The organism is Kitasatospora gansuensis, from assembly GCF_014203705.1.
GTDB lineage: Bacteria > Actinomycetota > Actinomycetes > Streptomycetales > Streptomycetaceae > Kitasatospora > Kitasatospora gansuensis.
The window spans coordinates 566,372-585,797 of record NZ_JACHJR010000001.1; the positions used below are offsets into that span (position 1 = coordinate 566,372).

Here is a 19,426-nt window from a genome sequence, read left to right on the forward strand (position 1 = left end):
TCCGCTCCGGGCCGCCGCCCCGGACCCGGCCCGCTCCGGGGGTTTAGCCCGAGGCCGGGCCGGGTGACTCCGGCTCACCCGAGACTCCGTCAACTCCACCGCCCCAGTGGATCGTTCTTCTCCAGGTGGCGGTTCGGGGAGCGATCGGCAACCTGCCGGTCACCCGGCGCCGCGGACCGCGCGCAGGTGCTGGAGCATCGCCTGGAAGCTCGCCAGTCCCTGCCGGCACTGGTCCTGCCGCAGATAACCCCGGGCACTGCGGGCCACCGCCTCGCCCGCCGCCTGCCCGGTGCTGCGCACCGGCAGCAGCGCCGACCAGCCCCAGGAACGGTCGCCGCCCTGCTGCACCAGATAGCGCAGCGCGGCCCGCTCCACCAGCAACTGGCGTACCGCCTCGTCCAGTTCCGCCTCGCTCCGGTACGTCACCGCCGACCGGGCCAGCTGCCGTCCGTTCCCGGCCGCCAGCAGCCAGCCGACCCGCCCGCCGCCGAGCCGGACGGTGAGCAGCCTCGGGCCTCTCCGGGGGCCCGCCCCGGTGTCAGAACTCATCGCGCGGCACCGGGAGTTCGCCGCCCTCCGGGCGCTCCAGCAGCGCCACGAAGCGGCGGAAGGCGTTCTGGCAGGTGGCGTACCGCTCGTAGGTCCGGTGCGACCGGGCCTGCGGCACCCCGCGCGGTCCGGGCACCACCCAGATCCAGCCGATCCCGTCCCGGACGTGGGTGATCCGGGCCACCAGCCCGGGTGTCGCGCCGCGTAAGTTCTCGAACACCTGCCGAGCCTGCTCGGGGGTGTCGTACGCCGGGGCGGAGACCGCGACGATCCGGCCGTTCGGGGCCTTCAACGACCAGCGGTAGCGGCCGTTCACGTCCCGTTCGGCCTGCACCGAACCCCGGCGCGCCGGCCCGGCGACCCCGTCGTCGCGCACTCGCTGCCCTGCCATCCGCGTGCCTCCCCGTCCGCTCCGGAGCCGCCCCGGCAGCGCACCCCAAAGCTACGTGTGCACACGGGAGTAATTGAAGGCACAATCATCCTTCGGCCGGGCTGTTGGTCCCGATGTTCTCCCTCGTTCACACGTCACGGCCGGAAACTGACCGCCGGAAACTGACCGGGCGTCAGGCCTGCAGCGAGGCCAGGGTGAGCACCGTGATGTCGGACGGGGCGCCGACCCGGACCGGCGGGCCCCAGGCCCCGGCGCCCCGGGTGACGTAGAGCTGGGTGTCGCCGTACCGCTCCAGACCGGCCACCGTCGGATTGGCCAGCTCGGCCAGGTAGTTGCCCGGCCAGAGCTGCCCGCCGTGGGTGTGCCCGGAGAGCTGGAGGTCGACGCCGTACCGGACGGCGTCGTGCACGGTCACCGGCTGGTGCGAGAGCAGCACCGCCGCCCGCAGCCGGTCCCGGTCGCCGAGCGCCTGCTCGAAGTCGGGCCCCTGGCCCTGCGCGGTGCCCGCGAGGTCGTTCACCCCGGCCAGGTCGAACCAGGGCAGCTCGATCCGGTCGTTCTCCAGCGGCCACACTCCCAGCGAGCGGACGAACTCCACCCACGGCTGGGCGCCGGAGAAGTACTCGTGGTTCCCGGTCACGAAGTACGCGCCGTCCCGGGCCCGCAGATCCGCCAACGGGACGGCGGCCGGGCCGAGTTCGGGCACGCTGCCGTCCACCAGGTCGCCGACGATGGCGATCAGGTCGGGCTGGGTGCCGTTGATGGTGTCGACGATCCGCCGGGTGTGCGAGCGGCCGAGGATCGGCCCGAGATGGATGTCGCTGACCACCGCGATCCGGTAACCGTGCGCTCGCCGGGGCAGCTTGGCCAGCGGGACGGTCACCCGCTTCAGACTCGGCCCGCGCAGCACCCCGTACGCACCGTTGCCCACCACCGCTACGGCCGCCCCGGCGGCGCCGATCGCCACCGTCCGGGCCACGAACAGCCGCCGTGACGGGTCGTCGGGAGCGCTCTGGGCCTCGGGGGCCTTGGCCGCGGTGACCCGCAGCCAGACCACCCGGACCAGCTCGCCCACCAGCACGGCCATGGTCAGGTACAGCAGCACCGCCAGCCACAGGTACCCCGGCCAGGCCAGCCACCGCTCGGCGGCCAACGGCAGCACCCGGCCGCCGACCACCGCGCCGACCGACAGCAGCGGCAGCAGCACCGCCAGCACCGTCCCGACCCGCCGGTACCACCCGCCGGGCGCGGAGACGTCGCGGACCAGCCGCCGCCAGAGATACCAGTGCACCAGCGCGAGCAGGGCGAGAACCGTCAGCAGGATCGGCACGATGATCACCGCCCCAGTATCGGAGACCCCTCGTCACACTTTCCCGCCGGGGTCCGTCGGTGCAGTAACGCGCCGAAGTAACGCGGACTCACCGACGGAAGGACACCACCATGCTGACGAACCTCATGTACGTGACGCTCCAGGTCACCGACCAGGATCGTGCGCTGAGCTTCTACGCGGACCAGCTCGGCCTGGAGAAGCGCATCGACCACCCGGGCCCGGACGGCCGCTTCCTCACCGTCGGCGTCCCCGGCAGTGCGGTCGAGATCATCCTCTGGCCGCAGGCCGCGGCCCCGGGCCGGCCCGCCGGGCAGCAGCCGAGCGGCACGCCCGGCCCGGTCTTCCTCGAGTCGGACGACCTGCGGGCGGACTTCAAGGTGCTGCGCGACCGGGGCGTCACCTTCGACCAGCCCGAACCGGAGGACTACCCCTTCGGCATCCGGATCGAAGCGATCGACCCGGACGGCAACCGGATCTCCCTGCGCCAGCGTGCGGCCTGGCAGAGCCGCAGCGACGGCTGACCGTCCGCAGTCCCCCCGCGAGACCGCCGCCCGCCGTCGCCGTCGCCGTCGCCGTCGCCTAACCGTCGCTGTCGCCGGCGCCACCTCCGCCGCCGCTGCCCCGGCCCAGGCCGCGGCGGCGGTCCCGCTGGGCGCGCCGCAGCAGCTCACCCACCCCGACGGTCACCCGCGCCACCATCCGCACCCAGCGGGGACCGCCGCGGTCGGCCCACACCACGCACCCGCACCCGCCGAGGGCCAGCACCACGACACCGAGCACCAGGAAAGTCATCGCCCCACCCTTGATTCGTTCGTACGAGACCCGCCGATCCTCGCAGAGCGCGGCCGTCTCCCCCTCATCCCCACCGGAACGAAGCGTTTTCCGGTGACCGGTCGGTCGCACTGCGCAGCCCGCCGCTCCGGTTCCTGTGAGCCCGCCCACAGCGGCCGCGGCACCTACTGCCGCCGATAGTTGATAAACGTGAGGTAAAGGCGCCCACCCCGCCCCGACGGCCCGCCCGGGTGTCGGACCGGGCCGGAACGGCGCTGGTCAGCACGCAAATGGCCGACGAGGGGTTTGGCCGGAGTGCGGGTGGGGTACTGCCTCCCGAAGCGTCCGGCCGAGGCCGGGCGCGCTGCCGTGTCTACTACCGGCAGTCGTATCAAGGCTCATTGCCACCGCCGGAGCCGTCTGCCAATGATGTCCAGGTCGTAAGGCAGCAACCGGTCCTGCAGAGCCGGCCCGCCCTCCCCCGCCAGCCCCGTCTCACCACGGGGCGTCCCGGCCGTCCGAGTCCACGGCACCCGGGCCTGTTCCCTCCGAACACGCTTCGCGGTACCCGTGTGCCCCGTCCCGGCCCCGCCCGACGGAAGAGGTTGTCCCTCCATGCAGTTCCAGCAGCTGAAGAACCGCCGCAACGCCATCATCACCGGTGTCACCACCCTGGCCGTGGCGGGTACCGCCACCCTCGCCCTGGCGCTGCCGCAGGACGCCCCCACCGCTCAGGCCGCTCCGCAGGCCGTGGCCGCCTCCGCCGCCGCCAGTGCCGCCGCCGAGGCGCAGCAGGCCGGCGAGGCGCAGGCCAAGGCCCTCGCCGACGCCGCGAAGGCCCAGGCGGACGCGGACGCCAAGGCTGCCGCCGACGCCGCCGCCAAGGCGCAGGCCGACGCGGACGCCAAGACCGCCGCCGACGCCCAGGCCGCCGCGAACGCGAAGGCCGCCGCCGACGCCAAGGCGAAGGCCGACGCGGACGCCGCTGCCACCAAGGCCAAGGCCGCCGCCGACGCGAAGGCCAAGGCGGACGCCAAGGCGAAGGCCGACGCCGAGGCCGCCTCCCGCAGCCAGCAGCGCCAGGCCCTGGCCGCGCCGACCGGCTCGCCGAAGGAGATCGCCGCGCAGCTCGTGCCGGCCGGTCAGCTCCAGTGCTTCAGCAACATCGTCGAGCACGAGAGCACCTGGAACGTCACCGCGACCAACCCCTCCTCGGGTGCGTACGGCCTGGTCCAGGCCCTGCCGGGCTCCAAGATGGCCTCGGCCGGCGCCGACTGGCAGACCAACGCCGCCACCCAGATCAAGTGGGGCCTGAACTACATGAACGAGCGCTACGGCAGCCCGTGCGGCGCCTGGAGCTTCTGGCAGTCCCACAACTGGTACTGAGCCAACCAGTAGCGAGCCTCGCCGAAGGGCGGTCACCCCAACCGGGTGTGACCGCCCTTCGGCGCGTTCCCGCAGGTGGTGTTCACGCAGGTGGTGGGCGTGCGGTGAAGGTATCGGGCACGATGCTCCGGTTCTGCCCACCGTTCTACCGGTCTGTCCGCTTTCGCGCCTTTGCCTGACCGTGTGCACGCCCTTAGCCTCCCGCCCATGCACAACCCGCTGATCTCCGTCGTACTCCCCGTCTACGACCGGCACCACCAGCTGACGGACTGTCTGGACTCGCTGCTCGCGCAGTCGCTCCCCGATGTCGAGGTGATCCTGGTCGTCGACCGCTCCCCGGAGTCCCCCGAGCGGGTCGCGGCGGCGTACGAGCTGCGCGACCCGCGCGTCCGGATGCTCCGGCTGAACGCCGCCGTCGGCATCGGCCGCAGCCGAAACGCGGGCGCGGCGCAGGCCACCGGCGAGTACCTGCTCTTCCTGGACAGCGACCACCTGCTCGACCCCGGCGCGCTGACCGCGATGGCCGACCGGCTGGCGGAGACCGGGCCGGTGGACGTACTGCTGTTCGGGCACAGCCGGGAGCACGGCGGCAAGGTCTGGCCCGGCGGCTCGGCGCAGCTGCTGGCGGGGGTCGGCGGCGGGGTGTTCGGCCCGCTCGACCACCCCGAACTGCTCGGCGCGCCGCCGCTGGTCTGGGACCGGCTGATCCGCCGCACCGGCACCCCGGCGTTCCCGGACGGCCGCTACGAGGAGGTCCCGGTGGTGCACCGGGCGATGCTGGCTGCTGAGCGGATCGCGGTGCTGGACCGCGACTGCGTCCGGATCCGCCGTCGGCACACCCTGCACCCCACCGGCTCGCCCGGCGCCAGCCACTTCGACCTGTTCGACCAGTACCGGAGCAGCTTCGAACTGCTGGACGCCCAGCGGGAGCTGGCGCCGCTCCGGCCGTACCTGTTCACCCGGATGGTGCGGCACCTGCTGTTCGTACTGGAACTGGCCGGGTGTGTGCCGCGCGCCGAGCGCCCCCAGTTCTTCCACCGCGCCGCCGAGTACTACCGCACCTTCCTGCCCGAGGGCTACCGCCGCCCGGACGGCCGGGAGGGCCTGAAGTTCTCGCTGCTGGCGAGCGGGGCTTACCCGGCGTTCGAGGTGGCCAAGCTGGGGCAGATCGCCCGCACCGCGGTGGCCGGACGGCGCTGACGGCCGGTCAGACCTGCGCGGTGCCGCCGCCCTCGGCCATCGCGGCGGCGATCACCTTGTTGCTCGCCTGCCAGTCCGCCGCCGACCGCGCCGGCAGCGTGTCGCCCCACAGCGGCATGTCGCTGCCGCGCAGCTGGAGCATCCCCTCCGGCCGGGCGAACAGCCACCAGTGCAGGTGCGCGGCGCCGTCGCCCCAGCGGCTGATGTGCACCCGAGCGATCCCGCCCAGCGCGAGCACCGCACGCTCCGCGCGCTGCAGCATCGGCCCCATCTCGGCGGCCCGCTCGGCGGGCAGGTCGGTCAGGTCGTGGTGCGCCCGCGACCAGAGCAGCACCGTGCCGGGCAGCCCGTTCGGCTCCTCCGTCGTGCTCAGCCGCCAGTGCTCGTCGGTCCACAGGTAGGTCTGGTCGGCCCGGCCGCAGATGTCGCAGCTCTCCGGCCCGTCCTCGCCGTGCCGCGGCGGCTCGGGCAGCACCGGCCGCTCCAGCGCACGCACCGTCATCTCCCCCGCGAACGGGAAGGTCTCCCACTCCACGCACTCCGGCAGCTTCAGCTCCTGACCGAACGGCAGTCCGGCAACGTACGGGCTCGGCTCGACGTGATCATCGCTCATGCCCCCAGAGGGTGCCATATGACATCGCGTCACCTCCCACCGGGGTGACCCCGGCACTGCGATGATCTCCCCATGCCGAGCAGCGAACTGGCCCGTGCCCTCCGCCGCGAACTCCGCGGCGACGTCCGCTTCGACACCGCCGAACGCGCCGTCTACGGCTACGACGCCTCCAACTACCGGCACCCGCCCCTCGGCGTGGTCAAGCCCGCCGACACCGACGACGTCCGCGCCGCCGTCCGGCTCTGCCGCGAGTATGGCGTCCCGCTGGTACCACGCGGCGCGGGCACCAGCATCGGCGGCCAGGCGATCGGCCCAGGCGCCGTGGTGCTGGACTTCCGACGGCACGTCAACCGGGTCCTCACGGTGGACCCGGACGCCCGCACCGCCACCGTCGAGCCCGGCGCCGTGCTCGACCACCTCCAGCGGGCCGCCGCCCCGTACGGGCTGCGCTTCGGGCCCGACCCCTCCACGCACAGCCGGTGCACGCTCGGCGGCATGATCGGCAACGACGCCTGCGGCTCGCACACGATCGCCTGGGGCCGCACCGCCGACAACCTGCGCGCGCTCGACCTGCTGCTCGCCGACGGCACCGAACTGACCGTCACCGGCCCGCGCTCCCCCGCCGAACGCGCCGCACTGCGCGAACTCCCCGGCCGCGAGGGCGAGTTGCACCGCGCCCTGCAGGACCTGACGGCCGCTCACCTGGGTACGCTCCGCCAGGGCATGCCCGACCTGCCCCGCCGCACCTCCGGCTACGACCTGGACGCGCTGCTGCCCGAGCGCGGCTACGACCTGGCCCGCGCGCTCACCGGCACCGAGGGCAGCTGCGCGGTCCTGCTCGGCGCCACCGTCCGGCTGGTCGAGGCCCCCGCCGCGACCGCCCTGGTGGTCGCGGGCTACCCCGACGAGACGGCCGCCGCCGACGCCGTCCCCGCCCTGCTGCCGCTGCGCCCGCTCACCGCCGAGGGGATGGCCGCCGACCTGATCGCCGCCCTGCTCGCGGCCGGCCGCCGGCCGCCCGCCCTCGACCGGCTGCCCGACGGCGCCTGCTGGCTCTTCCTGGAAACCGGCGGCGCCACCCCCGCCGAGGCTCTCGCCGCCGCCCGCGAACTGGCCGACGCCGTCCGCCGCGAGCCCCGCGCCACCGTCACCGTGGTCACCGACCCCGCCGAACAGCGCCAGCTCTGGGCCGTCCGCGAGGCGGGCGCGGGCATCGTCACCCGACTGCCCGGAGGTGGCGAGGCCTGGCCCGGCTGGGAGGACTCCGCCGTCCCGGTCGAACGCCTCGGCGACTACCTGCGCGAGCTCCGCGCCCTGCTCGGACGGCACCGGCTGCGCGGCATCCCGTACGGACACTTCGGCGAGGGCTGCATCCACCTGCGGCTGGACTTCCCGCTGACGGAGCCTCAACGGCTGCCGGAGTTCCGGGAGTTCATGAAGCAGGCGGCCGACCTGGTGGTGGCGCACGGCGGTTCGCTCTCCGGCGAGCACGGCGACGGGCAGGCCAGGGGCGAGCTGCTGAGCCGGATGTACCCGCCGGAGATCATCGACCTGTTCCGCCGGTTCAAACGGATCTGGGACCCGGCCGGCCTGCTCAACCCGGGCACCGTGGTCGACCCGCGCCCGCTCGACGCCGACCTGCGCTTCCCCGGCCGGGACCTGCTCCCGCTCGCCCTCCCGTACGAGCGCGACGGCGGCAGCCTGCTGACCGCCGTGCACCGCTGCGTCGGCGTCGGCAAGTGCGTCGACACCAGCAGCGGGGTGATGTGCCCGAGCTACCTGGTCACCGAGGAGGAGCGGCACTCCACCCGGGGCCGGGCCCGGCTGCTGGCCGAGATGCTCCGGGGCGAGCTGGTCACCGACGGCTGGCGCTCACCGGAGGTCCGCGAGGCCCTCGACCTCTGCCTGGGCTGCAAGGGCTGCGCGAGCGACTGCCCGGTACAGGTCGACATGGCGACGTACCGCAGCGAGTTCCTGCACCAGCACTACCGGCGGCGGCTGCGCCCCGCCTCGCACTACTCGATGGGCTGGCTGCCGCTCACCCTGCGGCTGGCCTTCCCCCGCCGCCTGCTCAACCGGCTGTTCCGCTCGCCCGCCGCCGCCCTCCTCAAGCGGATCGGCGGGATCGACCCCCGGCGCGAGCTGCCGCCGCTGGCCACCGAGACCTTCGAACGCTGGTTCCGCCACCGGACCGCCGCCCCCGGCGGCCGGGAGGTGCTGCTCTGGCCGGACACCTTCACCAACCACCTCGACCCGGCCCCGGCCCGCGCCGCCGTCGAACTCCTCGAACAGCTCGGCTACACCGTCCGGCTACCCGACGGCCCGGTCTGCTGCGGCCTCACCTGGCACTCCACCGGCCAACTCGACGTCGCCCGCAGGGTGTTGCTGCGCAGCCTGGCCGCCCTTCCCCCCGCCCTCCCGATCCTCGGCCTGGACCCGAGCTGCACCGCCACCCTGCGCGAGGAACTCCCCCGCCTGCTCGGCGAGGCAGCCGGCGACGTCCCCGGCCGGGTGCACACACTGGCCGAGTTCCTCGACCGCGAGGGCGTCGAACTCCCCCGGCTGGACGGCGTCCGGGCGATCACCCAGACCCACTGCCACCAGCACGCCGTCCTCGGCACCGCGGCCGACCGCCTGCTCGACCAGCGCACCGGCCTCGACAACCAGGTGCTCGCCCCCGGCTGCTGCGGCCTGGCCGGGAACTTCGGCTTCGAACGCGGCCACTTCGAGGTCTCCGCCGCCCTCGCCGAACGCGACCTGCTCCCCGCCATCCGGTCCGCCGACGAGACCACCGTCCTGCTCGCCGACGGCTTCAGCTGCCGCACCCAGATCAGCCAACTAGGCGGCGGCCGCAGGGCCGTCCACCTGGCCGAACTCCTCCGCGACGCACTGCGCGAGCAGCGCGGATGACAGCCGGGCCGGGCAAGCGGATCGTGGACCTGGGAGCTACCGTACGCCCCTGATCGGAGGCACCCAGGATGCCCACGCCCGCTGACCACGCCCCTGAAAAACCCTGGGCCGCCCGGCCGGGCGTCACCCGGGACGCGGTGAGTCCGGTGCTCGGGATCGACGTCCCCCCGGAAGTCCGCCGCCTGACCGTGCCGGTCCTGTCCGGGAACCGCAGCCCGGTGCTGGTCGAGGTCGACCTCACCCGCGACCCGGACACCGAGGTGACCCGCACCGCCCTGCTGAAGCTCTTCACGGTGACCTTCCCTCGACACCCGAAGCCGGTCCCGGTGGCCGCCAGCTATCTGCGCTGCCTGCTCAGCCCGGTCGACATCCAGCGCCTGCTGGACCTCGACCGCGCGGGCAAGGGCAAGCCGACCATCTTCCGGGTCTGGCCGGACTACACCCTGGACGCCCACATCGACCGCTCGGTCGCGACCATCAAGGCCGACGCGGTGTCCCGCGCCTATGCCGCCACCGGCCGCGGCATCGTGTGGGCGGTCCTGGACAGCGGCATCGACGAGCACCACCCGCACTTCGCGACCGGCACCCTGGAGGGCCGGGTCAAGCCACTGCACCGCGACTTCACCGACCTGGTCGCCCGGGACCAGTCGGCGGCACCGGCCGACTCACCGCTGACCGACCCCGTCGGACACGGTACCCACGTCGCGGGCATCATCGCCGGCGAGCTGCCCGACGACACGCAGCCGCTGATCGGCCGCACCGAGCGCCAGCCGGACGGTCTGCCCCATTGGACCACCCGCGAGCTGAACGAGGACCACACGCTGGCCGGAATCGCCCCGCGCGCACAGTTGGTCAGTCTCAAGGTGCTGGCCCTGGACGGCGAGAATCTGATCACCTCTTCCAGTGCCGTCATCAAGGCGCTCTACTACATCCGCGAGACGGTCAACACCGGCGGCCAGCTGCTGGTCATCCACGGCGCCAACCTGAGCTTCGGCTGCACCTGGGACGCCCGCGACTACGCCTGCGGCCAGAGCCCGCTCTGCCGGGAGGTCAACCTGCTCTCCGCAAGCGGGGTGGTGGTCGTGGTGAGCGCGGGCAACGACGGATTCAGCAACCGGACACCCAACGAGGGCGGCGCGGCGAACCGGGCCGTACTGGCCAGCATCAGTGACCCGGGCAACGCCGCCGACGCGATCACCGTCGGCTCCACCCACCGGGACCGCCCGCACGAGTACGGCGTCACCTACAGCTCCTCCAAGGGCCCGACCCTGGACGGCCGCCTCAAGCCCGACCTGCTGGCCCCCGGCGAGCGAATCGCCTCCTGCGCCACCGGCGAAATGCGAAAGGCAATGGCGCCCGTGTTCCCGGCGAAGGTCGATCCCAGCACCATTACGACCTACGTCGAGGAGAGCGGCACCTCGATGGCCGCCCCGCACGTCTCCGGCGCGATCGCCGCCTTCCTCTCCGTCCGGCAGGAGTTCGTCGGCCGCCCACGCGAGATCAAGGAGCTGTTCTGCGCCAACGCCACCTCCCTCGGCCGCGATCGCTATCTGGAGGGGCACGGCCTGCTCGACCTGATGCGTGTGATGTCCAACGTCTGACACTGAGGAGTGAGTTGACCATGGCTGACCCGATCGCGGGGCTCCCGTACTGGGAGGTCCGCTTCGACCAGGACGGGCATCTGCTGGACGACGGCGGCCTGGTGGCCGGTCTGCCCGGCACCGGAGTGCACGAGCTGTTCGTCTTCTCGCACGGCTGGAACAACTCGGACACCGGCGCGCGCAACCTCTACCACTACACCTTCGACGAACTCTCGCACCAGATCGACCAGTTCGCCCCCGCCTGGCAGGGCAAGGTCGGCGTGGTCGGCGTCTTCTGGCCCTCGCTGCTCTTCCCCGAGGACGCCCCCGACACGCCCTCCACCCCGTCCACCCCCGCCGAACTCGCCGCCGCTCTCGCCCCCGGCCTCGCCGCCCCGCAGCAGAACACGCTTGCCCGGATCACCGACCTGCTGGAGCAACAGCCGCAGGACCCCCAACAGTTGGCGAACTGTCACGAACTGCTGGCCGATCTGGTCACCTCCCCCGCGCTGGCCGACGAGGACAAGGGCCAGCAGACCGTACTGACCAAGCCCACCGAAGAGGTGTTCAGCACCCTGGCCGGACTCGCCAGCGAACAGGGCGACGCCCAGGGCCTCCCCAATCCGTTCAAGCTGCTCTGGCGCGGCGCCCGCGAGGCGCTCCGCACCGCCAGCTACTACGAGATGAAGAACCGGGCCGGCGTGATCGGCCGGAACGGCCTCGGCCCGCTGCTCGGCAAGGTCGCGGGCAACGGCCTGCGGGTGCACCTGATGGGCCACAGCTTCGGCGCCCGACTGGTCTCCTTCGCCCTCCCCGGTCTGCCCGAGGGCATCGGCAGCCCGGTCGCCTCCCTGTTCCTGATCCAGGGCGCCTTCTCACACTTCAGCTTCGCCGCCCCGATCCCGATCGACCACGGCCATCAGGGCTTCCTGGCACCGTACTTCGACCGGGTGGCCGGCCCGCTCCAGTCCACCTTCTCGCTCGGCGACCGCGCGGTCGGCTGGTGGTACCCGGCCGCCTCGATGCTCAGCAACGAGGACGACCAGGCCGCCTCCGACCTCACCTACCGCTGGGGCGGCATGGGCCACGACGGCTTCCAGCAGGACGGCGCCGAACAGTTCGACCTCCGCCCAGCAGGCACCGCGTACCCCCTGCAGGCCAGCCAGTTCTACCGGCTGCGCGGCGACGAGATCATCTCCAAGGACCAGTCCCCGTTCTCCGGCGCCCACAGCGACATCAAGCACCCCGAGGTGGTCTGGTCCGCCCTGGCCGGCGCCACCACCGGCGTACAACTCGCCGCCTGACCCGCCCCGCTTGCTGGCGCCCGGCCCAACTCGGGCGCCACAATGGCCCGGTGACTCTCACCCCCGCCGAGGCGGACAAGATCCTGGCCGACAACTTCGCCCCCTGGGTCCAGGCCCTCGGTCTCTCGGTGACCGAGACCGGCGACCGCCACGCCGTCCTCCGGCTCCCCTGGTCCGACCAGCTCGCCCGCGAAGGCGGCGCCCTCTCCGGCCAGGCCCTGATGGCCGCCGCCGACACCGCGAGCGTCATCGCCGTCTCCGCCGCCCTCGGCGCCTTCGGCCCGATGACCACCGTCCAGCAGTCCATCACCTTCCAACGCGCGGTCCTCGGCGCCGACGTCCTCATCGACGCCCGCCTCACCAAACTCGGCCGCCGCCTGGCCTTCCTCGACATCACCCTCACCACCGACGGCACCGAATCCCCCGCCGCCCACGCCACCACCGTCTACGCCTTCCCCGGCTGAACCCTGCCCTCCGGGCATCAGCCACCAGGGGCTCGGGGAACTGCGACGCCAACCTCGTAAAAGGTGATCCGTGCGTAGCTGGTCAGGAACTTTCGCCTTTTGCCCCGCACACCAGATCTCGTCGCCGTTCCCCGAGCCCCTGGACCGTAGCCCCGAAGCGCCTGCCGATCGTTCTACTCCGCGCAGATCGTCGTCACGAACTCCGCCACCCGCTCCTGCGGCAGCCCCCGCGCGATGTCCGCCTCACTGATCATCCCGACCAGCTTGTGGTCCGGGTGGTTGATCACCGGAAGCCGTCGCACCAGATGCTGCTCCATCACCCGCAGCACCTGCTCGACATCCTCGTCCGCCTCGACCACCATCGGCCTGCCCTGGGCGAGTTCACCCGCCGACACGGTGCTCGGGTCCAGGCCCTCGGCCACGCACTTGAGCACGATGTCGCGGTCGGTGAGGATCCCCAGCAGCTTCTGGTTCTCCCCGCAGATCGGCAGTGCGCCGACGTCGCGTTCCTTCATGATCCGGGCCGCGTCGGCCAGCGTCTGCTGCTCCGTGACGCACTCGGCTCCGGTGTGCATGATGTCACCCGCAGTGGTCATCGTCCCGCCTCCTACCCTCGGTTGCGCGCTATCCCCTTCACCCTGCACCGCCACCCGGGGACCCGCCACCCAGCAGCGGGTGGGCCAGCACCTCGTCCAGGTCCGGGAGTTCGAGCTGCTCGACCCCCCGTTCGACCCGAGGCGTCGGCTCCGCCGCAGCCGCCTCCACGTGCTGCTGCGTGGCACTGTCCAGGAACCGCAGCAGCTCCACCGGGAACGGCAGCACCAGGGTGGAGTTCTTCTCCGCCGCCACCTCCACCACGGTCTGCAGCAGCCGCAGTTGGAGCGCGGCCGGAGCCCGGCTCATGATGGTGGCCGCCTCCGCGAGCCGGGCGGACGCCTGGAACTCGCCGTCGGCGGTGATGATCCGGGCCCGCCGCTCCCGGTCCGCCTCGGCCTGCCGGGCCATCGAACGCTTCATCGAGTCGGGCAGTGCGACGTCCTTGATCTCCACCCGGTCGATCTGGATGCCCCAGCCCAGCGCCGGGCTGTCCAGCATGAGTTCGAGCCCCTGGTTGATCGGCTCCCGGTTGGCCAGCAGGTCGTCCAGCTCGCTCTTGCCGATGATCGAACGCAGTGAGGTCTGCGCCACCTGCGAGATGGCGAACTCGTAGTCCTGCACGTTCACCGTGGCCCGGACGGGGTCGACCACCTTGAAGTAGACGACCGCGTCGACCCGCACCGTCACGTTGTCCCGGGTGATGCCCTCCTGCGCGGGGATCGGCATCGTGATGATCTGGACGTTCACCTTCTTCATCCGGTCCATGACCGGCATCAGCAACGCCAGCCCCGGCTGCCGGATCTCCTCCCGCACCCGGCCGAACCGGAACACCACCCCGCGCTGGTACTGCTGCACCACCCGCACGCCGAGCCCGCCCAGCACCGCCGCCAGCAGGAACACCGCCAACACAGCGTCAAGAACGATCATCGCCGCCACCTCGGGAACCCTGACCGGACGGACCCGCAATCCACGCTACTCCGGCGCCACCATCCCGCCGCCCTCCCGCCACCGTCCCTAGGATCGACGCCATGCACCCCGCGCAGGCCCACCTCCTCCCCGACCTCGCCACCCTGGACCGGGAGGTCACCGAGTGCCGGGCCTGCCCGCGCCTGGTCGCCTGGCGCGAGGAGGCCGCCCGGGTCAAGCGCCGCGCGTACCGGGACTGGGACTACTGGGCCCGCCCGATCCCGGGCTTCGGCCCGCCGGACGCCGCGCTGCTGCTGGTCGGCCTGGCCCCCGCCGCGCACGGCGCCAACCGGACCGGGCGGATCTTCACCGGCGACCCGTCCGGCGACCTGCTGTACGCCACGCTGTACGAACTCGGGCTGGCCAGCCGGCCGACCTCGGTGGTGCACGGCGACGGCCTCGAACTGTACGGCGTCCGGATCACCGACCCGGTGCGCTGCGCGCCGCCCGACAACAAGCCGAGCACCGAGGAGCGGGACACCTGCCGCCCTTGGATCGCCCGGGAGTTGACGTTCCTTCGGCCCACCGTCCGCACCGTGGTGGCGCTTGGCGGCTTCGCCTGGCAGGCCGTCCTCCCCGCGCTGGCCGCGGCCGGCTGGGAGCTCCCCCGCCCCCGCCCGGCCTTCGGCCACGGCGCCCGGGTCACCCTCCCCGCCACCGACGGCGGCACCCCGCTCGAACTGTTCGGCTGCTACCACGTCAGCCCGCGCAACACCCACACCGGCCGCCTCACCACCCCGATACTCCGTGACCTGCTCGCCGAAGCGGCCCGCTCGGCCGGTCTTTAGGCCTCACCCCGCCCGCAGCAACTCCTCCAGCCGCTCCGGAGTGCAGCCGGCCGCCAACTGCCGCGCGTACAGCACCCCGTACTCGAACGGGTGCCCGGTCCGCGCCAGCTCCCGCAGCGCCTGCCGGGCGACCACCGCGTCCTGGTGCGCCCCCAGCACGTCCTGCACCGCCTTCATCCGCTCCACCAAGCCCACCGCCCCCGCCAGCCCCGCCGCCCCCGCCGTCTCGCCGAGGTAGCGCGCCCGCTTGGCGGCCTTCCTGGCCCGGTGCAGCGCCGCGTCCCGCTCCTCGCCGCCCAGACCCCGGGCCGCGCCGAGCCGGCGGGCCACCCGGTGCTCGGCCCGCCGCGCCAGCTTCCGGTAGGGCGGCAGCCCCGTACCGTCCGGCGGCCGGACCGACAGCTCGCCGAGCTCACCCAGCAGGGCCCGGTACCGGGGGCTGTCCAGCGCCGCCAGCACCTCGGGGCGGGCCGCTGCCGCCCGCCGCCGGGCCCACTCGTCCAGTTCGGCGGCGATCAGCTCGGGCCCGCACTCCGCGGGCAGCGTCCGCGCCTCGGCCACCAGCGCCGCCCCGAGCACCTCGGCGTCCCTGGCCGCCCCGAGCGCCAGCCCGAGCCTGCGCAGCTCGCCCGCCACCGGCTGGTCGGGGCCGCCGTACTCCCGCAGGGCGCTCCGCAGCCGTCGGCAGGCGACCCGCATCCGGTGCACCGCGTCCGGCGCGTCGGCCCGGACCAGTGGCTCCAGGCCGGCCAGTGCTGCGGTCTGCCCGGCGATCCGGGCGGCCAGCAGGTCACCGGTCGACGGCCGTCTCTTCGGCATCCCGTTCACCTCCGCACGGCTTCCAGGCTATGCCTGGCACCCCGACGCGGCCGGAAACGCCGACGCCGGGCCCGTCCGCAGGTGGGTACGGGCCCGGCTTCGAAAGGTCAGCCCAGCGACTTGCCGAAGCAGAGGCTCTCCGGGGAGTCCTTGTAGTAGCCGAACTTGGTGATCGGCAGGTACCCCTCGGAGCCGTACAGCGCGATCGCCTCCGGCTGCTCGGTGCCGGTCTCCAGGATCAGCCGGGTCAGCCCCGCCTCGGCGGCGGCCTGCTCCAGGTGCCGCAGTACGGTCCTGGCCAGGCCCCGGCCCCGGGCGCTCTCGGAGACGTACATCCGCTTCAGCTCGGCGTCACCGTCCCGGACGTCGTCCGGCCCGGCCTGCTTGACCCGCCAGCCGCCACAGGCCACCGGTACGTCGTCCAGGTAGCCGACCACGAACAGGCCGGCGGGCGGCTCGAAGTGATCCGGGTGCATCACCGTCAGATCGGCCTCGCCGTACCGCTGGACGTACTCCTGCTGGACCTCGGCCGCGAGCTTCTCCGCGTCGGGGTGACCGTAACCGGTGGTGCGTATCTCCATGGTCACCAAGCCTAAGGGCCCAGCTCAGACCTGTTCGAACCGGGCCACCAGGTCGTCCTTGCCGAACATCCGGGCCGTCTCGATCGCGGTCGGCGCACCGGCCCGCGGGTCGGCGGCGCCCTCCAGCAGGGCGGTGATCACCTCGGCCTCGCCCTTGAAGACGGCGCCGGCCAGTGGGGTCTGGCCCCGGTCGTTCACCCGGTCCGGGTCGGCGCCGCGGGCCAGCAGGACCCGGACCGTCTCGGCGTGGCCGTGGTACGCCGCCAGCATGACCAGGGTGTCGCCCCGGTCGTTGGCGAGGTCGGCCGGTGCCCCGGCGTCCAGGTAGGCCGTGAGCAGCGCGGCGTCGCCGGTGCGGGCCGCGTCGAAGAGCTTGCCGGCGAGTGCGATGACCTCGGCGTCCGGGGTCTGGGGTGCGGAGTCGGCCATGACTGGGCCCTCTCGGATCGGGTCGGTAGTGCCGTACCGCACCGTAGCGGACGACACGCGGTGGGGTGGGCCGAGCGGCCGTTCGGGCGAACTTTGCCGCTCGTACACGCCCCAGGCAGGCGGTTCGGTGAGATCCACCCGTTTGCCACGTTCCATCATCTATTACTTTTTGTCACGATTAGGGCACTTTCGGTTACGCCTTTTTCCTTTTTATGCGTCCCCGCCGTCCCCAGATCGAGGAGCAGTCGCGTGATTCTCTCCATCTCCGGCATCGTCCTGTTCGGCACCATCGCCTTCCTGTTCTTCCGGCGGGACGGCCTCAAGATCTCGCATGCGCTGGTGTGCGCGCTGCTCGGGTTCTACATCGCGGGGTCCTCGATCGCACCCAGCATCCAGGCGGGCGGCGCGAGCCTGGCCAGCCTGCTCGGCGGCCTGAAGTTCTGACGGCGGCTCAGTTTCCACCACGGCCCGGGTGCGGATCCCAACCGCCCCGGGCCGCACGCAACCCCCAACCCGTCCCGAGCTGCCCGGGGAGAAGTCCCGAATGTCCCTGACCCGCCATCTCAGCCGCGGCCGCGACCTGGCCCGGACCGCAGGCGACCACGCCTCCGACATGTTCGCCCCGCTCACCGTGATCGGCCGCGGCCTGCGGCACCACTCCGACTGGGTGAAGGCCCGCTGGGCCGCCACCCCGAAGGAGAAGCGCGGCCCGACCATCTTCCTGACCGCCGCCGGCGTCCTCGGCGTCTTCCTGCTCCCGCACGGCCCGCTGCTCGCCCTGGTCGCCCTGATGGCCAGCGCCGCCTGGGTCGGCCGCTCCCCCAAGGCCCCGCCCGCCGCGCCCGAACCGGACGCCGCCGACCTCAAGCTGACCGCGCTGTACGCCGCCCTGACGCCCTATCTGGCCGCGCCGGAGGAGCTCAGCCCGATGTACGGCCCGGACGGCCGCTACCAGGACGTGTTCAGCGGCTGGGAGTTCGACGATCAGGGCCGGCTGGCCGGTCTCGACCTCGGCTATCCGGCGTACTTCACCGACACCGAGCCCGCCGCCCGGGCCCGGGTCGAGCAGGTGATCCAGGGCAAGGCGGGCCGGTCCAGGGAGTACCGCTTCGACTGGGACGAGGAGTCCAACCGGCTCCGGGTCACCGCGCTCGCGCCGCTGGCCACCGACATCGCCGCCCAGCCCTTCGTCACCACGCCCGGCGAGATCGTGCTCGGCTTCACCGACGACCACGGCAGCCGCCGCACCATCCCGGTCACCCAGGACGGCGGCACCGTCCAGCAGCCGCCGGTGGTCTGGCGCACCGGCGCCCGCTCCTCCGAGCCGCACCTGCTGGCGCTCGGCTCGGCGGGTTCCGGCACCTCCACCCTGATCCGCTCGATCGCCCTGCAGGCGCTGCGGCACGGCGACCTGATGGTGATCGACGGGGCCGGTACGGGCGAGCACGCCTGCCTGGTCAACCGGCCCGGCGTGCACACCGTGGAGACCAGCCTGCACGGCGCGCTGGCCGCGCTGGAGTGGGCCGCCCAGGAGACCGAACGGCGGCTCACCGCACTGAACGCCGCCCGCCACCACGGCGTCGCCGCTCCCGAGGACGTCACCCGCCCGCTCTGGCTGCTGCTCGACCACCCCACCGAGCTGACCGAGCTGGCGCACGCCGAGGGCCGCCCGGATCCGCAGGAGCTGCTGGAGCTGCCGCTGCGGCACGGCCGGGCGGCACGCGTGACGGTGGTGGTCGCCGACGACCTGACCGCCTACGACCGGATCTCGCCGACCGTCCGGGCCACCACCCGGGCCCGGGTGGTGCTCGGCCCGACCTCCCCGGGCACCGCCGAAGCCGTCCTGGCCGCACCCCTGGACATCACCCCGGCCACCCAGACCCCGCCCGGCCGCGGCTACGCCCGGATCGGCGCGAGCGCCCCGGTCCGCCTCCAGGTGCCGGTCACCGTGGACCCGCTGGACGACGAGGCACCGGCCGCCCACCGGGAGGCGGTGATCACCCTGCTGCCGCACCGGGACACCAGGACCGAGGCGTCGGCCGTCGACCTCAAGGCCGACTCCGGGGTCCCCTCCGGCACCCCTGAAATGCCGAAAGAGCCCCCAGCGGTCCGCCCGCGTCCGGTGTGGTGACCCAGCAGCGGTAAGCTGGCGCGCCACCCGTATCCAGGGTCGCTCTCCGCACATTAAGTGACACACTGGGTGATAAATGCGTTCAGATGTGACAAATCGGGCGACGATGGGTACAAACAGTGGCGGTACGACAGGCGACGCATGTCCCGGGACGGGAATCTTCGTCGACGGCCGAGCGTTGACCGAACGACGATGACAGCGACCACTAGTCCTGTGGGCCATAAGCCCTGGAGGCACGATTCATGAGCGAGCGAGCTCTCCGCGGCACGCGACTCGGGGCCACTAGCTACGAGACCGACCGTGGAATTGATCTGGCTCCCCGCCAGACCGTTGAGTACGCATGTCAGAACGGACACCGATTCGAGGTTCCTTTCTCCGTTGAGGCGGAGATTCCCTCGGCTTGGGAATGCCGGTTCTGTGGCCAGGAGGCCATGCTGCTGGACGGCGATGTGCCGGAGGAGAAGAAGACCAAGCCGACGCGCACCCATTGGGACATGCTGATGGAGCGTCGGACGAGGGAGGAGTTGGAGGAGGTCCTGGCAGAGCGCCTGGCCGTACTCCGCTCCGGCGGGATGAACCTCGCGGTTCACCCTCGCGACACCCGCAAGAGCGCCTGA

General features: G+C 72.8%; 21 protein-coding genes. 11 read left to right on the plus strand and 10 right to left on the minus strand.

Annotation, left to right across the window (positions count from 1 at the left end; translation table 11 throughout):
• Positions 1-159: 159 nt before the first annotated feature.
• The 3 genes from F4556_RS02620 to F4556_RS02630 all read right to left on the minus strand — a co-directional run bounded on the left by F4556_RS02620 (position 160) and on the right by F4556_RS02630 (position 2,279).
• Positions 160-549, minus strand: coding sequence for a hypothetical protein (locus F4556_RS02620; protein ID WP_184911322.1), 390 nt, complete (start codon positions 547-549; stop codon positions 160-162).
• A complete protein-coding gene (locus F4556_RS02625) occupies positions 539-940 on the minus strand; it encodes a YegP family protein (protein WP_184911324.1) in 402 nt (133 codons plus the stop codon). The genes F4556_RS02620 and F4556_RS02625 overlap by 11 nt, the downstream gene beginning before the upstream one ends.
• 172 nt (positions 941-1,112) lie before the next feature.
• On the minus strand, positions 1,113-2,279 hold the full coding sequence (locus tag F4556_RS02630; protein WP_184911327.1) for a metallophosphoesterase: 1,167 nt from the start codon (positions 2,277-2,279) through the stop codon (positions 1,113-1,115).
• A 101-nt stretch (positions 2,280-2,380) separates the two neighbouring features.
• Between F4556_RS02630 and F4556_RS02635 the strand changes: the two genes are divergently transcribed.
• The gene (locus F4556_RS02635; protein ID WP_184911329.1) at positions 2,381-2,791 is read left to right on the plus strand and encodes a VOC family protein; all 411 of its coding nucleotides are present in this window, start codon (positions 2,381-2,383) and stop codon (positions 2,789-2,791) included.
• Between the two features lie 58 nt (positions 2,792-2,849).
• On the opposite strand, the gene F4556_RS02640 is transcribed toward F4556_RS02635, so the two are convergent.
• Positions 2,850-3,062, minus strand: a complete 213-nt coding sequence (locus tag F4556_RS02640) for a hypothetical protein (protein ID WP_184911331.1) — start codon at positions 3,060-3,062, stop codon at positions 2,850-2,852.
• Between the two features lie 594 nt (positions 3,063-3,656).
• Here F4556_RS02640 and F4556_RS02645 point away from each other — a divergent pair.
• Complete coding sequence (locus F4556_RS02645) at positions 3,657-4,427, plus strand: aggregation-promoting factor C-terminal-like domain-containing protein (RefSeq protein ID WP_184911333.1); 771 nt, start codon at positions 3,657-3,659, stop codon at positions 4,425-4,427.
• Positions 4,428-4,634: 207 nt separating this feature from the next.
• Positions 4,635-5,627, plus strand: a complete 993-nt coding sequence (locus tag F4556_RS02650; RefSeq protein WP_184911335.1) for a glycosyltransferase family 2 protein — start codon at positions 4,635-4,637, stop codon at positions 5,625-5,627.
• Between the two features lie 7 nt (positions 5,628-5,634).
• On the opposite strand, the gene F4556_RS02655 is transcribed toward F4556_RS02650, so the two are convergent.
• On the minus strand, positions 5,635-6,240 hold the full coding sequence (locus F4556_RS02655) for an HIT family protein (RefSeq protein ID WP_184911337.1): 606 nt from the start codon (positions 6,238-6,240) through the stop codon (positions 5,635-5,637).
• Between the two features lie 72 nt (positions 6,241-6,312).
• On the opposite strand from F4556_RS02655, the gene F4556_RS02660 reads away from it, so the two are divergent.
• The 4 genes from F4556_RS02660 to F4556_RS02675 all read left to right on the plus strand — a co-directional run bounded on the left by F4556_RS02660 (position 6,313) and on the right by F4556_RS02675 (position 12,498).
• Positions 6,313-9,150, plus strand: coding sequence for an FAD-binding and (Fe-S)-binding domain-containing protein (locus F4556_RS02660; protein ID WP_184911339.1), 2,838 nt, complete (start codon positions 6,313-6,315; stop codon positions 9,148-9,150).
• 68 nt (positions 9,151-9,218) lie between these two features.
• Positions 9,219-10,751, plus strand: a complete 1,533-nt coding sequence (locus F4556_RS02665) for a S8 family peptidase (RefSeq protein ID WP_184911341.1) — start codon at positions 9,219-9,221, stop codon at positions 10,749-10,751.
• A 20-nt stretch (positions 10,752-10,771) separates the two neighbouring features.
• Positions 10,772-12,034 carry a serine/threonine protein kinase gene (locus F4556_RS02670; RefSeq protein WP_184911343.1) on the plus strand — a complete coding sequence of 421 codons (1,263 nt, stop codon included), beginning with the start codon at positions 10,772-10,774 and terminating at the stop codon, positions 12,032-12,034.
• A 50-nt stretch (positions 12,035-12,084) separates the two neighbouring features.
• Positions 12,085-12,498 (plus strand): PaaI family thioesterase, encoded by a 414-nt coding sequence (locus F4556_RS02675; protein WP_184911344.1) that lies wholly within the window; start codon positions 12,085-12,087, stop codon positions 12,496-12,498.
• 173 nt (positions 12,499-12,671) lie between these two features.
• Here the strand turns inward: F4556_RS02675 and F4556_RS02680 are convergent, their stop codons facing one another.
• Complete coding sequence (locus F4556_RS02680) at positions 12,672-13,094, minus strand: CBS domain-containing protein (protein ID WP_184911346.1); 423 nt, start codon at positions 13,092-13,094, stop codon at positions 12,672-12,674.
• Positions 13,095-13,131: 37 nt separating this feature from the next.
• Positions 13,132-14,022: a slipin family protein gene (locus F4556_RS02685; protein ID WP_184911348.1), complete on the minus strand. Its 891-nt coding sequence runs from the start codon at positions 14,020-14,022 to the stop codon at positions 13,132-13,134.
• Positions 14,023-14,123: 101 nt separating this feature from the next.
• On the opposite strand from F4556_RS02685, the gene F4556_RS02690 reads away from it, so the two are divergent.
• Positions 14,124-14,849 (plus strand): uracil-DNA glycosylase, encoded by a 726-nt coding sequence (locus tag F4556_RS02690; RefSeq protein WP_184911349.1) that lies wholly within the window; start codon positions 14,124-14,126, stop codon positions 14,847-14,849.
• A 3-nt stretch (positions 14,850-14,852) separates the two neighbouring features.
• On the opposite strand, the gene F4556_RS02695 is transcribed toward F4556_RS02690, so the two are convergent.
• From F4556_RS02695 to F4556_RS02705, 3 genes are all read right to left on the minus strand, one after another.
• Positions 14,853-15,668 carry a CHAD domain-containing protein gene (locus tag F4556_RS02695; RefSeq protein WP_184911351.1) on the minus strand — a complete coding sequence of 272 codons (816 nt, stop codon included), beginning with the start codon at positions 15,666-15,668 and terminating at the stop codon, positions 14,853-14,855.
• A gap of 107 nt (positions 15,669-15,775) precedes the next feature.
• On the minus strand, positions 15,776-16,249 hold the full coding sequence (locus tag F4556_RS02700; protein WP_184911353.1) for a GNAT family N-acetyltransferase: 474 nt from the start codon (positions 16,247-16,249) through the stop codon (positions 15,776-15,778).
• A 24-nt stretch (positions 16,250-16,273) separates the two neighbouring features.
• Positions 16,274-16,678 (minus strand): ankyrin repeat domain-containing protein, encoded by a 405-nt coding sequence (locus F4556_RS02705; protein WP_184911355.1) that lies wholly within the window; start codon positions 16,676-16,678, stop codon positions 16,274-16,276.
• Positions 16,679-16,927: 249 nt separating this feature from the next.
• Between F4556_RS02705 and F4556_RS02710 the strand changes: the two genes are divergently transcribed.
• From F4556_RS02710 to F4556_RS02720, 3 genes are all read left to right on the plus strand, one after another.
• A complete protein-coding gene (locus F4556_RS02710; RefSeq protein WP_057238163.1) occupies positions 16,928-17,122 on the plus strand; it encodes a hypothetical protein in 195 nt (64 codons plus the stop codon).
• A 100-nt stretch (positions 17,123-17,222) separates the two neighbouring features.
• Positions 17,223-18,809, plus strand: coding sequence for an FtsK/SpoIIIE domain-containing protein (locus F4556_RS02715; protein ID WP_184911356.1), 1,587 nt, complete (start codon positions 17,223-17,225; stop codon positions 18,807-18,809).
• Between the two features lie 242 nt (positions 18,810-19,051).
• Positions 19,052-19,426 carry an RNA polymerase-binding protein RbpA gene (locus tag F4556_RS02720; RefSeq protein WP_057238166.1) on the plus strand — a complete coding sequence of 125 codons (375 nt, stop codon included), beginning with the start codon at positions 19,052-19,054 and terminating at the stop codon, positions 19,424-19,426.